The following is a 15,017-nucleotide window of genomic DNA, read 5'->3' as shown; positions in this document are numbered from 1 at the left end:
CCCGCTTCAGCGGCTGCCGGTCCACCGAAGTGACGGTACGGACGAGCATTGCCGGCAGAGGGACGCCATCCGGCAGTCTATCTTCCTTGATCTGCCCGGCGGGGCTGATGCTCAGCACAGCTGCATTGCCGAGCAGCAGGGAACCGATGATGTCCGCACCGGTCATTCCCCGTCAGCCTTGTCCTGCCCGATGATCTTGCCGCGCGAGATCCGGGTATTGATGTATTGCTGCATGGCGCGCACGGCCTCGGCTTCCTTGAAGTCGAGTGACACTCGCAGGAACGGATTGGGTCTGGCGCCAGGATGCAACACCGTCGCGCCAACGAACTTGCCGCCGATAACAAGCGAGCCTTCCTTCGTACGCTCATTCACCTTGCGGACGCTGAGCCCTTGGCGCTGGCTGTCGTCGACCGAGATGAAGTGCGCTTCGGTGCCGTATTCAAGCCAGGGCGCGATATAGGCGCCGGGCCCTTTGACGATTACACGGCCAATTATGCGCCCTTCTTCGATCTTGGTCGTCACATGGATGCTCTCCGAGACTTCCTCGGAAATGGAGCGTTCCTTTGCTTCTGTGGCGACGACGGCCGCGCCCGTGCGAGCAGCGCCGCGTAGGACGCGCCGGGCCAGCTGGTCAGGGAGGCTCGCGATGTATTTGCTAACATCGCTTCGCCCGCGGATGGTGACGGTCACGCCGCGTTACCTGCTGGCCGATACTCTTCGACCATGAATTCCAACGCCTCGCGGTTGCCCAGCTCTGCGGGCCCGGAGATAATCTGAACGATCCGGTCGGCCTGCCAGACCTTTACCCCGTCCTCGCCTTTCACCATCTTGCCGATCGAAAACCGCATGTCGTCGGTGACGCCAGAGCGAAACCGTATGCGCACGCGCGTCGGCCGGTTGGCTACGTTGATGCCTTCGGCCAGTTTCTCGCCCCGGCTCGGGAGGTTGTCCTGCAGGTTCGCCCAGACCACTAGCACCGGAGCCCATTGGCCAAGCCCTGCGCCATCGAAAGCGTCATCTGCGGTCGGCCGCTCGATGCGGATGCGGCGATTGAAGTATCCGGCCGGAAACATCAGATCAGCATCCGGCGGAACGGCGCGCAGAGCTGGCGAACGCCGAACGGCACCTCGGCTTCTGTGCCACGATCGGTCACCGCCTCACGGTTCTTGTACAGATGGCCGAGAAACATCCGAACAGCGACAAGCAAGGACGGCGGCGCCGCTTCAGCATCGTATCCGGCAGCGAAGACGATTGAGACGCCCCCGCCGATCCCGGACGGCCAGCTGCCGCCAATTGCCGGAGCCAGGTCGCCGCGCTGGGTAAGCCGGAAGTTGCCGACGTCGCCCTCAACCGCCGCGCCGGCGGCATCCAGCCATCCAATCGAAGTAATGGACCTGACCGGAGAAACCGAGAGAGGCAATGCTTGGGCGGTGCTGCAGGGAAACCCTCCGGCCGTCCATTTAATGCCTTCGGTCGGCGCAAGCTTGATCTGGCAATAGCGCTCCACGAAGTCGATCGACGCGTCACGTAGCGCTGCGATCAGGTCGTCTTCGTCTTCACCGTCAACCCGCAGATGAGCCTTGCAAGCCTCGATCGGTAGGATCGCGTCGCCGTACCCTCCCGGGAACGGTACGTGAAGCAGCTCGAAGATCATCTGCGGGTCCCGTCAGTCAACGCGATCAGTCTGCCTTCCCGGCCTTGTTGGCGGGCGCGACAGCCATCTTGTTCGCCGGCACAACAGCGGCCTTGGCAGGCGCAGACTCGGGTGTCGGTGTTTGCTCTGTCTCCGGCTCTGGCTCCGGCTCCGGATCGTCGGCCGGCGCCCGCTTCACGGCGCCGAGCTGCTCGAGCATTTCGAAATCGGTCTTGTTGAACTCGCCGGGCGAACCTTCGGGCTCGCCGTTGAGGGGCTTGGTGAGGATGGCCTTGATCATCTCGCTTCTCCGATAGAGTTGCAGGGAAAGAGGGGCGGGCCGCGGCCCGCCCCAGCGTCATCAGGCAACGCGACCGAGATCGCCGTAGACGATCGCTTGCGGCCGGTAGATCGCCAGCGCGAGTCTTTCTTCCGCGCGGATCGTCACTTTGTTCTTGACGAAGTTGTCCTGGTCTTCGGTCGACACTTCGACAGTGGCGTCCTGGCGATCGAAGATCTGCGCCGCGAGGTCGAAGGCGCCGACGAGAGACTTGTCGACGCCCATTGCCTGCGTTTCGACGACCGGAAGGCCCCAGAGCCGTTTGTCGATGGTGCCCTGCGGATTACCGATCAGGTAACGGCCCTGGGTATCCTTCAGCATCTCGATCGCCGCCATGTCGATCGGGTTGAGCACGATCCCGTTCGCGGGATACTCGGCGAGAGCGACCTGCAGGATCATGAGGCGGATCACATCGACAGGCGTCGCTGCGACGAGGCTGCCGGCCGCCGCGTATGCCGTAGCGTTGGTGACCAGTCCCGGCAGGTTCTGGCTGGTGCCCGAACCGTTCAGGAGCTGGGTTTCTTCCGCGAAGGCAAGTCCGTAGCGAAGGCGGTTATCGATCATCGAGCGCAGGCCGGGCACGTCCGCCAGAATCTGCACCGATGCGCGCATCCAGTGCGCGATGGTGCGGACATTCGCGGTCGCGTCTTCGAACTGCATTTCCGACTGGGGTTTGACCGCCCCTTCGGCAACGGGCGCTGCGTTGTTGGTGAACAGCTTCTCGCGCTCATACTCGATCTGGTTGCTGGCCGTCGTGCCAGGCGCCAGCAGGGCACGGATCGTCATACGGCGCTGCTGCAGCGGCACCGGGCCGACGCGGGTCGGCTGAACGAGGGCGCCGACGCTGCCAGCGGCGTCGGTGGTGAGCGACGTGATGTCCTTCACCTCGACGACGTGGCGACCGCGGGGCCGGGTCTGGCCGGCGAAGGACTTGAACCCTTCGTCACCGGTGAAGCGTTCGCCGGCGGTCTGGCCGTCTTCGCCGCGGTGGTTCTCGCGCGCGAGCTTTTGCTCGAGGTCGTCCAGGCGAGCCTTCGACTCGTTCATGCTGGTGACCAGCTCGTCAGCCTTCTCCTTCAGGCTGGTCGCCAGGGTGTTGCCGCTCTTGGCTTCGGTGAGTGCCTGTTCGGCGATTTCCCTGACCGCGTCGTGCTTACGCTCGAAGTCGGCCTTCACCTCGGACGCCAGCTGGGCAGCGGTCTTCGGCGGATTGGGGTGGTCCTCCGGACCGCGAAGGTAGCGACCGGCCTTGATCTCGCGCGCGGTCATGGGGCCTACGGCGAACGCGGCCGAGGCTGCCCCGAGGAGCATCATCTTCTTCATCATGTGCGTCAGTCCTTGGATCGGCAGGAAACCTGCCTGGGGTTCAGTTGCCCAGCAGGGCAGCGAGGAAGTCAGCGCCGCTGGGTTCGGGAGATCCGCCGGACTCGCTCCGGAGCAGATGGGGAAGGCCGTGCGCGGCAACGACCGCGGCCTTCGTCTTCGAAAAGCCTGCCTCGCGCAGGAGCCGCTCGAATTCAGGAAGAGTGGGCAGCTCACCATGGGCGAGCTTGAATTTGACCGCGTCGATGCGCGCATCGTCGTTGGCGGGGAAAGTCACCAGGCTGACCTCGATCAGGTCCACCTCGAGCAGCGTACGAATGCCGGTTTTCTCGTCGTAGGACGACTTGCGCACCCAGTAGCCGATCGAAAGACCGGTGACGGCGCCGACGCGCATCAGTGCATGCGCTTCCTTCGCCTGGGCGACATGGTCGACCAATAGGCGTCCTTGGACGCGCAGGCCCGCATCATCCTCGACGAGATCGTCGTAGACGCCAATCGGCTCTGCTGAGCGGTGCTGCCAGAGCACCGGCACCTTGCGCTTCTTCGCCTTCAGATCAGCAAGGCTCTTCTTAAACGCGCCCGGCGCGACAATCTCGTTGTAGCTGTCGACCACATTGGCGACCGAGCCGTACCCGGTGAACAGACCGTCGTCGGAGATGTCCTCGGCTTTCACCGACAGATCGAAGTCGCGCACCTTCAGCGCACTGTTCTTAAGCTGCATTGGCGTCGTCCTTTGCCTGCTCGATGGCAGTGGTAAGCGGCACGTCCTGCATTTGGACCATCGCCACGTCACCGCCTGGTATGGGCGGCAGGTTTTCAAGGGCCCGCGCTTCATTGCGGGTCATCAGGCCCAAGCGGACCATGATTTGGTAGAACGATGCGCGCCCGGCGCTGTCGCCGCGCAGCAGGCCCTCAAGGTTGAACTCGATCGTCATGCCCGACTGGCGCTCGGCGCGGGTCAACAGCTGCTTCATCATCGCGCGCTCGATTCGGCGCAGACGCTTACGCAGCGTGAACTTGATGAAGCCCAGGACGTCGACTTCCTTGCCGGTGCCCCAGTTGGACGATTTGTCGCCGTAACCCACCATCGCCGGCGGCACGCCGAAGATACGGCAGATCTCTTCACCGCCGAACTTGCGGCTATCGAGCAACTGCGCGTCCTCGGGTGAGATCGACAGAGCTTGCCACTTCAAGCCACCGTCGAGCAGCATTGGCCGCCCTGCATTGAGCGCACCGACAAACTTGTCCTGAAGCAGCTGCTCCAGTTCGGCACGCTGGGGGCCGTCTAGCTTGTCTTCAGCCGTCAGAACGCCGCTGGAAACGACGCTATTGCTGAACATCTGGGCTGCGGTGGAGTCGGTCGCCATCGCCGACTGAAACGCACCAGCGCACATGGACAGCGTTGACCCGCCCTTCCTGCGATTGCCGCCAAAACCGCGGATGTGAAGCATCTCGTCCTGGGAGCGGACTTTGCGAGTACCATCCTCGACCCACTCGTATTCGAGAGCGCCGCTCGCGATGCGTCGCACGTCCATGCCGATCGGCGACACTGGGATCAGCGCGGATACGTGCCCGGCACCGTTCTTGAACTTTTCGGCGTAACCGTTGCCCTGCAGCTCGATCGAAGCGGCGAGGAATTCCCAAAATTCATAGTCGCTGTCGTCGAAGTTCGGGTCGAGCTTCAGCACCCAGTAGAGCGGGTGATTGGTCGCCTCGCGCCGAATTCCGTCAGCGTCGCGGCGAAACACGGTGGCCGAGAGGCTCGCGATTGTCCCCGCGATCAGGTTAACACAGGCATAGGTAGCTGAGAGCCCAAGCGGATTGCTGCAAGCGATGTGGTCGGAATGGTCAGCGACCGTGACACGGTTGGTAACGAAGTTGTCCCGGTCATGAAGGGACGCGCGCCCGCCATCAGGCGTCCACGTGTTTTTGGCCGCCGGCGCCACGGCAGGAGCCCTATAGCTGGCCTCCGCTTTCTTCGCGGCCGACGAGAGCTTGTAACCCGTCACGCCGCGCGCATCCCGGCGATCCAGTCATCGATCGAAACGCGGACACCGGTCCCGGCGACCGGGTTGCGCTCCATGAGCTTCACAGCGTTGAACAGCGCGCACAAGGGGTCGATCTTCGCCTTCCCTGCCGCTTCCTTGGTGATGTACACCGCGTTTCCTCGCTGTTCGGCCTTCGCGTTACCCACGCACCAGGCCATCATGTCCGATCCGTCATGGCGCAGAGTCCCGTCGCGCAACTTGCGCTCCGAACTCCACACCGCCGACGAAAGCTTGAATCCCTGCCCGATCGCGACGAGCTGGTCGTCGGTCAGGCCAATACCGGTCAGCGCATCAACCAGGCCGCCGACTGCCAAAGGGTCAATCCCGACTGCGCCCTTATCGGGCATCAGCCCGCTGTCCCTTACCTGCTCAACAACGGCAGCCACTTCCTCAATGTCCTGAGTGGCGCTGTCGCAAAGCACCAGCGTGCCTTCACGCTCGAAGTCGAGCAGCCGCGGAGCGATGTCCTTGCGCAGCGGCTCTTTGCCGTCGACCGCCATAACGACGTTTCGCTGCACCCAAGCGCGGGCCCAGCTCAACCAGGTCCCGGTCACGCGCTCGCGACCGAGTACGGCCACGCCGAAGAGGTCGTCTAATCCGCCACCGTCCACGCCACAGACTACGACTTCGCAACGCGAAAGCAGATCCTCCAGCGTCAAAGCCGGCTCGGTGGCACCCAGCCAGTGATCAGCTCCGCGCCACCGCTGGGAGTGCAGGCCAAGGCCGATCTCGATATTCAGGTGCTGAGAAGCCCAGCGGGCTAACTCCGCCGATCCCTTCTCCTTGGCCTCGTAAAACTGCGGCCGAAGCAGGTCGATCTGGACTGATCGGCCAAGGTTCGGCAGCACCATGGGCCAGCAGGTCGGCTCCATCCATGGCTGCTTCGGGTCGACTTGGAACTCTTCGGGAAACTCGTACAGGATCGGCAGCGTCGTTGCGCCTTCGCCCGTCAGCCGACCGTCGCGGATAGCGCGCGCCAACTGTAACTCTTCCTTGAACACGCCTGCCGGCGGCTCGTCCGACTGTGTCGTGATCATGTATAGGAACGCGCCTGGTCGCGAGACCATGCCACCGTAGATCTGCCCTAGAACTCGGCTCGCGTAGTGAACCTTGCCCAGGATATGCAGCTCATCAATGATCGCCCCTTTCGGGATGCCACCAGTCGAGACCTTTTCGTCGAAGGTCTGCACCTTGAGGGTGGACTCGGTTACCCGGTCGACGATTGTCTTGAGATGTGCCCTGACGTGGAACCGCTGTTGCAGAACCGGATCGGCCATGATCATGCCTTCGGCCTGGTTAAAACCGCGCTGCGCGATCTCCTGCGTCGGTCCGAAGAGGTAGTATGGCTGCCGCGGCTCCGGGTCCATCAGCAGTGCCGTCACGCCGATCGCGCCGGCCTTCGTCGTCTTCGAATTCTTCTTGGGCACCAGCTCGAAGATCTTGCGCACCCGACGGCGGCCGTCCGGCATCATCGAACCGAACAGCGCCGCGACTGTGTCGCGCTGCCAGTCGCCCGCCGCCACCCGCATTTCTGGCCGGTCTCCAACGTCGGGCAGGCGCAGCTTGTTGAAGATCTGTACAGCCCGGCTCGCCATCTCCCGATCCAGAGGGAGGTCAGGTATCAGGCTCCGGCCATCGCGTAGCCGTTCCTTCCAGTCCAGGCACGCGAAGTTCCAAGTGTCCATTTAGGCGTTGCCGATGGGGCCATGCAGCAGAGGGCCCCAACCGTTATCCTCGCGGCCGGCATCCCATGCCGCATCGCGCCGCTCTTCCTTCACGCCCTTGCGCTTCGTTGCCTTCGTGGGCCCCACCGGCGCCGGGCCGAGCCGCGACTTGTCCAGGCGCTTAAGCAGCTTCTCGGTCGCAGACGTCTTCCCATCGATCGACTGCTGGTTCAGCCGCTGCAGCAGCTCGGCCTCGAGGCGAAGCCCGGCGTGGCGCTTGGCGCGCTTCAGGTCGGGGTTCGAAAAATAATGCTTCCGCATGGTCGGCACCGACACGCCGATGGCCGCCGCGCAGTCCACTTCGGTCCGACCCATGCCGAACAGCAGGACCAATTTCTCTAGGTTTTCTGCGGTTGGCACGTGCTGGTCACGCCCGCGCTCGCCTTTGTTTGGGGGCACCGGATGGCCGAGCAGGTCGAACGGCAACCAACCCGGCCGCCCTGACTTGCTCGAAACATCACTCGACACGAAAAAAACCTCCGAATGGGACGGGATGCGGTACAGGGGCCGCCGACCCCCCGAACTTTCGACCACCCCCCTCCCGATCGACCTCGGCGGACGAGGGCAGGGGTCACCGACCGCCGCGCGCCCGCCGTGCCTTAGCCTCGGCCGTCTTCGTGTTGTGGTGGGGTAGGCAGAGCCATTCGAGGTTGAGCGGGTCGAGATCGGCGCCGCCATCCTTCCGCTCGACCTTGTGGTCGAGGATCAGGCGCTTGGTGGAACCGCAGATCGCGCACCACTTGTTGGGCTGGAGGCGACGCGCCTCGGCCCACTCGGGCGACTGGTAGAACCGGTCAGCCACCTTGGGCATCGCGCGCACCCTGGGCGCCATGCCAGCCACCCGAGGGGGCATGGCCTTGAGCTTACCCATGATCACAAGCCTGAAACGACAGCGGGCGGCCAAGCCGAAGCCTGACCGCCCGCCGCAGGGGAGAGACACGTCTGTGGTCGCAATGACCTCAGCGTGCCCACTGGCTACCCCATAAACTTGTCCAAACGGACACCCTTTATTTTCGTGTCCAAAATCTGAGACTCTTGACGCGTTGGACAAAGGATAGAGCACGAGTCGCGCACCATCCGCCCTGTCCAATCCCTACGCTACTCGATTGGACGCCATGTCGAGAGCAACCGCCAAGCGCCCGATCGCCCGCTCGTAAGCCTTGCGCATGCCGTCGCTGGTGGTGGGCAGCACGCACCGACGAGCGATGTTGAACAGCTGGCCACCCGTCGAGCGGTAGACATGGTCCCACCCGAACCCATCAGGTCCAGGCCAGCGCTTCATCACGATCACCTTGCCCACCAGTGGACGATGGCCCTCAGGGATTGCATTGGCCAGCGGCCGCTCGCCGGTCAGCATGCGCTCCACGAGGTTGGCGCAGCGCCTCGTCAGCTGCGGCGAGGGGCTGGCCTCCGCATCGGCATAGTCCGACTGCAGGTCCCGCACGATCGCCGGCCATGCCGAGCGCTGCCCTGCGGCGAGGAAGGCGCGCTCTCGATCGGGCATCGCGCCGAGGTACTCGATGGCAGCAGTGAGCGTGTCCTCTGCCTCTTGCCACGTAACCACGTTCATTATTTTTCCCCTCAAACAACAACATCAATTTGAATACGGACGGTACGGACGGTTGGAGGGCGCACAGGTTCAAAGCCCATGCGCGCATAGGCGCATGTAGATGACGAGGACCTAGTGAACCGTCCGTAACCATCCGTACTGGCGCGAAACACGAGGGTTTCTGCGGCCTGAGACTACGGATGGTAGGGCCTTGAAACGTCCGTTCAGCCATCCGTATGACCATCCGTATCGGGCACGAGGCCAGCAACAATCGGTCGCGATCGATGCTAGCCGACCCCGCGCACCCCCGCAATGTACGGACAGTTGCCCCAACCATCCGTAACTATCCGTAAGCTGGGCCAAGGCGCGCGCGGGCTCAGTCATCGCCGAGCAAATCTTCGTCACCGAAGCCCCGTTCTGACCAATCGTCGCGCCGATCCAGTCCCTCCCGATCGGCCCCGAAACCGCGAGCCGGCTCCGCCGGCTGCTGGGTTGACCTATCGGGCGCACCCTGAGCACTCCCGCCGATCAGGTCCCCTGCGATGCGCAAGCGAATGCCTACGCGCACCTTGTTGCCCCTGCCGTCCTTCTTACTGATGTGGGTACGCTGGGAGAGGTCCCTGCCGAACTTCGTTGGGGTCCACTTCTTGCGTTGCTCCTCGTCGAGGTCGTTCCGCTCCATCCATTCCCGGAAGTCGTCCAGCAGCACCTTCGACGGGGTGTGAACCTCCCGATCGCCCGTCTCGCAGCGCTCAGAGATCCATTCACCCAGCGGGCTCGACGATGCCCAGAAGTCGGCCAGCTGCTCCGCTTCGATCTGCGGCACCGGCACGCGCCGATCGCCTAGCCAGTCCAGGCACCCTGCGATCAGCCAGTTGAAGATGCCGCTCAGCTCGCTGGTTAGCCGCTTGAACAGCTGAGCAGGGGGCTCGAACCCATCCTTCGTCTTCGACAGGTCCACCGGCCAGCGGATGAGGCGGAATCGGCGCCGAAAGCCCTTGTCGTCGCCCGGCATGTTCGGTGTCGGGTTCACTTCGACGAACAGCTTCCATCGCGGCTTGAAGGTTATCTCGGTGCGCTCATTCGACCCCCGCGCTGTCACGTTGCCGCCGCCCGTCACCTGTTTCAGCGTTTCGCCATCCCACGTCGCATGCAGCGGCGGTTCGTCGCAGATCACCATCCGCAGGTCGCCGGAAAGGCGCACCAGGTCGGACCTGTGTTCGCTGCCGCCTTTCTGGAAGGCCGGCTTCAGGAACGTCGCCACCTTGGCATGGCGGTAGTAGTCGCCGTGCCCGTGAGAGATCACCTCATGGGTCTTCGTCTTGCCGTCGCCGCCGGCGCCCTTGTGGACATAGAACTCCTCGCAATCCGTCAACCCGGTCAGCGTCTGGCCGTACATGCGGGCAAACACGGCACGTTGCTCGGCCTCGGGCTGGATCAGTTCCAGGCGCTCCAGCCACATCGGGCACGTCGCTTTCGGATCATATACCCAGTTGGAGATCTGCATCAGCATATCGCCGGGCGCGTGTTGGTCCTGGAACAACTCCACCCACTTGCCATCGGCCTGCCGGCGCACAAACCGCAGCGTGCCGTTCTGGACGTTGTACGTTAGCGGATCCTTGTCGAAGTCTTCGGACCAGGCGCGCATGCTCGCCATGTCCCGGGCCTGCGTCAGCATCGCCGCCGTCTGGGCCGCGTTGCCCGACTTCATGGCCCACTTATGGAGCATCGAGAGGCGATCGATCGCCAGCTCGGGCGTGCACCAGTCACCGTACCGATCAATCAGGGCGCGGCCGTCGGGGTCCTTCTGGCTGCCGATCAGCTGCGACAGCGCCAGCGCCTCGTCATGGATATGCTGGGCAACCTCGTGGGCGACGGCGCGGGCGCGGAACCCGCCCTCGCGTTCGGACCAGCGCTTGCCGTCGAAAGCCACCCAGAAGCGGTCGTCTACCCACTTTAGCAGACCCTTCGACAGCGCCTCGAGGCGGCGCGCATTTCCGTAATCGTTCAATTCGAACCATGCCAGCTCCAGCGGATCATTCACTGGAACCGGGATCATCTGCCCCGTCACTTCAACCCCCTGTTCATTCTACTGATCTGCGCATAGGCGACGGCCGCACTGGCCTGCCGCTGCTTGATGGTGGGCGCCTTCTTCTCGGCCGGAGCCGCGCCGGCGAACATGGCGACCAGTTTGCTGTCGCCCTCGATCTTCGGGGCAGGCTGCGGCCCGTCACCGATCTCGCGGTAGATCTGGAACAGCTCCTCACTGGCCAGCATCATGTCGCGGCCGTGCTTGTCGCACTTCTCCAACCACAGGCAGGCCTCGGTGATCTTGCGCGGATCGAAGCCGGATGCGCGCGCCTTCTTCAGCTCCAGGGCGATGGTGTTGCGCATCTCTACCCGCTCGGCCCGCAGCTCGAGCACCTTGCTGATGATGGCGCGCAGCTGGTCCTCGCTGCTGGAATTCGGCGGCGCGACGAACTTCTCGCGCTTGGCGGGCGGCCCAGCGTCGGCATGCGCAGTGGCATGGCCGGCAACGCCCATGTCGGCCTCGTACTGGGCCAGCAACTCGTCCGCGGCATCGCGATCGGTCGGGTTCATGCCCATGCGCCGCACCAGGTTGCGGATCGTCTTGCGATCGTACCCCATGGCGGCCGCCTGCTCGTACACACCGCGCCGCCCTTCCATGGCGTCGCCGATTTCCTGATTGTAGGACTGGATGGCCTTCACGAGGCCGCGCAGTCGATCGTCACTCATGACGTCTCCCCGCTTTGGCGGGCGCGGGTGATGAGGCCGTGTCCGTTCAAAATCGCATCGTTCTGGCATTTCGCGCCGTGTTGCGTTCGTGGTTCGCACATCGCGAGCGCTTCAATGCTCGCGCCCAACGCCTCGACCAACTCCTCCACCAGCTTCTCCTGATCGGAGGGGGCGGGGTCAGGTTCTTTCGGATGCGACCATATAACGGCGCTGTAGGGTACGCGCTCGTCACCAGTCTTGATCGTGATGCCATCCACTCGTTCGCGGGAAAGCGTCGGCCGCCGCACGCGCAGCAGCGAAGGAGCATCCTTCCGGCTGATGTGGTAAGCGCTGTAGAGAGGAGTTTCAGGTGGCAGCGTGCGAAGGTTCGCGATCATGTTGCCCACTGTGCAAGGTCCAGACCATGCCTCGGACCAATCCCCCTCGCTCGCGGCGGGCATGGAGGCACGATCGTTCCATGTGTCAACGGCTTCGGCCTCGGACGCTTTGTAGGGAATCTGCAGGGGGCACACCGGGCATGCGACCGACCAACCAGAAGAGTGCCGGTTTGGCATCACGATCGGTCGATGAGCGGCGAACAGTTCAGGGTCACTTTTGTCGTGTGAGGCACACCATGGGTTCGGGCAGGGCTTGAGCGCCACCGCTTCCACGGCGCTGTTCGTTGCGTCGGTCATACCATCTCCTGAACTGCATCGTTGAAATCCATGCCCGCAGGCGGCTGCACGGCCCGCGCGCGGCACCCGATCGAGCGCCAGCCCTTGACCATCAGCTCGCCGCAGATCCGTGCGCGCTCGGCGCCGGTCACCGCACGCCGCACGATCGGCCCGCCCTTGTGCTCGACCAGCGCCTCGCCCAGGTACTGGCCGGTGCGCGGGTGCTTCTGGCCCCGCAGCGGACTCATGTCGGCGTCGACGAGGCCAACCACGTCGCCGCGGTGCCCGGGGATGAGGAAGCAGGGCTTTTCCGGATCGGGCCGCACGTCGAACAGCGGCCACACGTTGTTGCGCCACTTGCGCATTCCGCCCTGCAGGTTGTCGAGGCTGAGCGCTGCAATCCCGACGTCGCCGGCATGCGCCCCACCGATCGCCATGGCGGACAGCACCGTCTCGTTGCCTTCGCCCACCCACAGCTGCGCGTCCGGCCGATAGTCGCCCAGCACCACGCACCCGCGCCCGGTCGGGCCCAGCATCACGCGCTTCGGAAGCCAGGGGTTCTTGTCGTCCGGCTTCGCCCAGGGCGCGCGGCGCTTCATCGTCCCGGTGCCTTCCGGGTTCAGGAACGTGACGTGCACACCCACCGGCACCCATTCCAGCGCCGGAAACTCACCCATCATCGTGGGCACTTGCACTAGGGCGATGATCGCCGGCGCCGTCAGCACCTTGCGCGGGTCCGTGCCGACCTCCCAGGGGAAGCACGGGCAGTCCGACATGTAGCGAAATTGTGCGAGGCGCTCCGCGCCTGTCTGAGCCTCCGGAACGCCGCGCCCCATAAAGTACTGCCGCACCGTGCGATCGTCGCGGCGCGCGTGGCGCCAAATCCAGCGCCCCATGTCGAGGGTATCGATCTTCGGCCGCTGCGCTTGGCGCCGTGGTTGCTCGGTCTTCACCCGCTGCACCGGTCCGCGCGCCGCGCGATCGTCGCCGCCGGTGTCGCAGATGCCAGCCATCCGCTCGAGGTCGGCCAGCGCATCCATGAAGGTCCAGCCCTTCAGGTCCATCACGAACTTGAACATGTCGCCGTGCCAGGCGCAGCCGAAGCAGTGGCCGAAGCCGTCGCCCTTGTCCGCGTCCTTCACGCTGAAACTCAGCGAATCGCTGCCGTGGAATTCGCACTTCGCGCGGCGCCGGCCGTTCCCCGCCGAGCCGGTCAGCTTCCAGCTGGCGGCGATCACGTCGCCGATAGTCAGCCGCCGCCGCACCTCGGCCTTGCGCTCGTCAACCGTCGGCATCGTCGCCCTCCGGTTCGCTCGCAATCCCGGCCATCAGATCCCGCGCTTTGCGCAGGGTGCGGATGGCGCGTGGCAGGTCTAGCCCCGGTCCGGTCCCGCACATCTCGCGGGCCTGCTGGGCCATGCGCATGACTTCGGTCGCCAGCAGGCAAACCTCCATCCGCGTTGGGCCCTGCGGCCCGAGGTCCGAATAGGCCGACATCAGACGCGCGCCGGCATAAGGACCTGGAGAAGGGCGCCGACCTCGTCTTCATCCTCCCACCCGGCGATACGAACGGCGCTGGCCCCGTCGCCGTCGCAGCGCAGCGCCACGACGTCGCTCGCGATCGCGCCCAGCGCGGCGAGCAGGTACTTGCTGTTGAAGCCCAGCTCGAACGCGGGCCCGCGGTACTCGCAAGCGAGATCCTCGCTCGCCTCGCCCACGTCGATCGACCGGGCCGAGACTGTCAGCCGATCCTCGTCGAACGCGAACTTCACGATCCGCGTCTCGCCCTCGGCCATCACGGCCACTCGCTTGACGACGGCCGCCAGGCTTGAGCGGGCGACTGTGACCCGCTCCTTGGGGTCACTCGGGATGACGCGGCCGTAGTCCGGGAATTCACCGTCGATCGTCTTCGCGATCAAGGTGACTTCGCCGTCACCCTCGGTCGGCATCGTGAACTGCAGCCGCGATCCCGTCGCGTTGCACTCGATCAGCACAACGGGCGGCTCGCCTTCGCTGCCCTTGGCCGCCTTGTCGGCATGGGCCAGCAGCTTCTCTAGCACAGCCACCGTCTTGCGGGCGACGATCACCGCAGGATAACTGGTGGAACCCACGGGCCCGTCCATCCTCAGGCGCGCGAGACGATGGCCATCGGTCGTCGCGAACCGCAGGTCCAGGTCGACCGGGTGCATGAACACGCCGTTGAGGTAGTAGCGCGTCTCCTCGGTCGAGATCGCATGCTTCACGGCTGCCAGGACGTCGCCCAGCTGGCTGCATGGCAGCTCGAAGAACCCGTCCAAGTCTATCGGCGGAGGCGCGGGGAATTCTGTCACGGGCAGCGCGTTCAGCTTGAAGCGCGCAGCGCCGGCCGACACCGTCGCCTGCCCGGACCATTCTTTCGACCATGCAGATGGCACTTCGATCCGCACCATGGCCTCGCTGTCCAGCTCGGTCAGCACCGCCGCCAGCTTCTTCGCCGGCAGGCAGACGGAAAATGCCTGTAAGCTGGTCAGCCACTCACGGCTGTCTGGTCCGTCGCGGTCGGCCGTGGCACAGTTGCGTGTCGCCCACTGATCCAGGTCGCTGGCCATTACTGTAAGCTGCTGGTCCTCGACCTCGATCAGCACGTGCGACAGCACCGGGATGGTGTTGCGCGCCTCGATGATCTCCAGGACATCCTTCAGCGCACCAAGCAGGACTGAAGCCTGGACGCGCGTCTTCGGACTACGTTTGGTAGCCATATTCACCTCTTCAGTTTGCAGATGCACTCAGGTGGCGCAGGCGCCGGGGATCAGGATCTTGCGAGCAGCTCGGCCAGTCCCCAGACGAAGCCCAGGGCGGCTCCACCCAGCACCATCGCCACCGCCCGCGCGTAAAGGATAACGGTCGCCATCACTGGCCGACCTCCTGTTTCAGGATCTCGGCGAACCGGTTCAGGCCCTCGCGGCGCAGGCGAACGAAGCCGCCTTCGACCAGCAGCCGAAGCCGATAAT

At 64.5% G+C, this 15,017-nt stretch carries 17 protein-coding genes; all 17 read right to left on the bottom strand.

Annotated features, from left to right (window positions below; translation table 11 throughout):
* Window positions 1-162 precede the first annotated feature (162 nt).
* A complete protein-coding gene (locus PMI02_RS15350; protein WP_007684415.1) occupies window positions 163-690 on the bottom strand; it encodes an HK97 gp10 family phage protein in 528 nt (175 codons plus the stop codon).
* Window positions 687-1,073: a head-tail adaptor protein gene (locus PMI02_RS15345; RefSeq protein WP_007684414.1), complete on the bottom strand. Its 387-nt coding sequence runs from the start codon at window positions 1,071-1,073 to the stop codon at window positions 687-689. The genes PMI02_RS15350 and PMI02_RS15345 overlap by 4 nt, the downstream gene beginning before the upstream one ends.
* Window positions 1,073-1,654, bottom strand: coding sequence for a head-tail connector protein (locus PMI02_RS15340; RefSeq protein ID WP_007684413.1), 582 nt, complete (start codon window positions 1,652-1,654; stop codon window positions 1,073-1,075). The genes PMI02_RS15345 and PMI02_RS15340 overlap by 1 nt, the downstream gene beginning before the upstream one ends.
* A gap of 25 nt (window positions 1,655-1,679) precedes the next feature.
* Entirely contained in the window at window positions 1,680-1,934 is a 255-nt protein-coding gene (locus PMI02_RS15335) for a hypothetical protein (protein WP_007684412.1), read from the bottom strand.
* 60 nt (window positions 1,935-1,994) lie between these two features.
* Window positions 1,995-3,299, bottom strand: a complete 1,305-nt coding sequence (locus PMI02_RS15330) for a phage major capsid protein (protein ID WP_007684411.1) — start codon at window positions 3,297-3,299, stop codon at window positions 1,995-1,997.
* A 40-nt stretch (window positions 3,300-3,339) separates the two neighbouring features.
* A complete protein-coding gene (locus PMI02_RS15325) occupies window positions 3,340-4,017 on the bottom strand; it encodes an HK97 family phage prohead protease (protein WP_007684410.1) in 678 nt (225 codons plus the stop codon).
* Entirely contained in the window at window positions 4,007-5,305 is a 1,299-nt protein-coding gene (locus PMI02_RS15320; RefSeq protein WP_007684409.1) for a phage portal protein, read from the bottom strand. The genes PMI02_RS15325 and PMI02_RS15320 overlap by 11 nt, the downstream gene beginning before the upstream one ends.
* Window positions 5,302-7,029: a terminase large subunit gene (locus tag PMI02_RS15315; RefSeq protein ID WP_007684408.1), complete on the bottom strand. Its 1,728-nt coding sequence runs from the start codon at window positions 7,027-7,029 to the stop codon at window positions 5,302-5,304. Before PMI02_RS15315 ends, PMI02_RS15320 begins: the two co-directional genes overlap by 4 nt.
* On the bottom strand, window positions 7,030-7,494 hold the full coding sequence (locus tag PMI02_RS15310; protein WP_052025593.1) for a hypothetical protein: 465 nt from the start codon (window positions 7,492-7,494) through the stop codon (window positions 7,030-7,032). It lies immediately after the preceding gene.
* Window positions 7,495-7,639: 145 nt separating this feature from the next.
* Window positions 7,640-7,939, bottom strand: a complete 300-nt coding sequence (locus PMI02_RS15300; protein ID WP_007684406.1) for an HNH endonuclease signature motif containing protein — start codon at window positions 7,937-7,939, stop codon at window positions 7,640-7,642.
* A 222-nt stretch (window positions 7,940-8,161) separates the two neighbouring features.
* Window positions 8,162-8,638, bottom strand: a complete 477-nt coding sequence (locus tag PMI02_RS15295; protein ID WP_007684405.1) for a hypothetical protein — start codon at window positions 8,636-8,638, stop codon at window positions 8,162-8,164.
* 355 nt (window positions 8,639-8,993) lie between these two features.
* Window positions 8,994-10,676 (bottom strand): phage/plasmid primase, P4 family, encoded by a 1,683-nt coding sequence (locus PMI02_RS15290; protein WP_052025590.1) that lies wholly within the window; start codon window positions 10,674-10,676, stop codon window positions 8,994-8,996.
* Between the two features lie 8 nt (window positions 10,677-10,684).
* Entirely contained in the window at window positions 10,685-11,374 is a 690-nt protein-coding gene (locus tag PMI02_RS25940; RefSeq protein WP_007684403.1) for a GapR family DNA-binding domain-containing protein, read from the bottom strand.
* Window positions 11,371-12,048 carry a hypothetical protein gene (locus PMI02_RS27195; RefSeq protein WP_007684402.1) on the bottom strand — a complete coding sequence of 226 codons (678 nt, stop codon included), beginning with the start codon at window positions 12,046-12,048 and terminating at the stop codon, window positions 11,371-11,373. Before PMI02_RS27195 ends, PMI02_RS25940 begins: the two co-directional genes overlap by 4 nt.
* Window positions 12,045-13,322, bottom strand: coding sequence for a CHC2 zinc finger domain-containing protein (locus PMI02_RS15275; RefSeq protein WP_007684401.1), 1,278 nt, complete (start codon window positions 13,320-13,322; stop codon window positions 12,045-12,047). The genes PMI02_RS27195 and PMI02_RS15275 overlap by 4 nt, the downstream gene beginning before the upstream one ends.
* Window positions 13,309-13,524: a hypothetical protein gene (locus tag PMI02_RS15270; protein ID WP_007684400.1), complete on the bottom strand. Its 216-nt coding sequence runs from the start codon at window positions 13,522-13,524 to the stop codon at window positions 13,309-13,311. Before PMI02_RS15270 ends, PMI02_RS15275 begins: the two co-directional genes overlap by 14 nt.
* On the bottom strand, window positions 13,524-14,765 hold the full coding sequence (dnaN, locus tag PMI02_RS15265; protein WP_007684399.1) for a DNA polymerase III subunit beta: 1,242 nt from the start codon (window positions 14,763-14,765) through the stop codon (window positions 13,524-13,526). Before dnaN ends, PMI02_RS15270 begins: the two co-directional genes overlap by 1 nt.
* Window positions 14,766-15,017: the final 252 nt, after the last annotated feature.

This window comes from Novosphingobium sp. AP12, from assembly GCF_000281975.1.
GTDB lineage: Bacteria > Pseudomonadota > Alphaproteobacteria > Sphingomonadales > Sphingomonadaceae > Novosphingobium.
The sequence above is the reverse complement of the archived record's forward strand: the minus strand, read 5'-3'. Positions and strand labels throughout refer to the sequence as shown.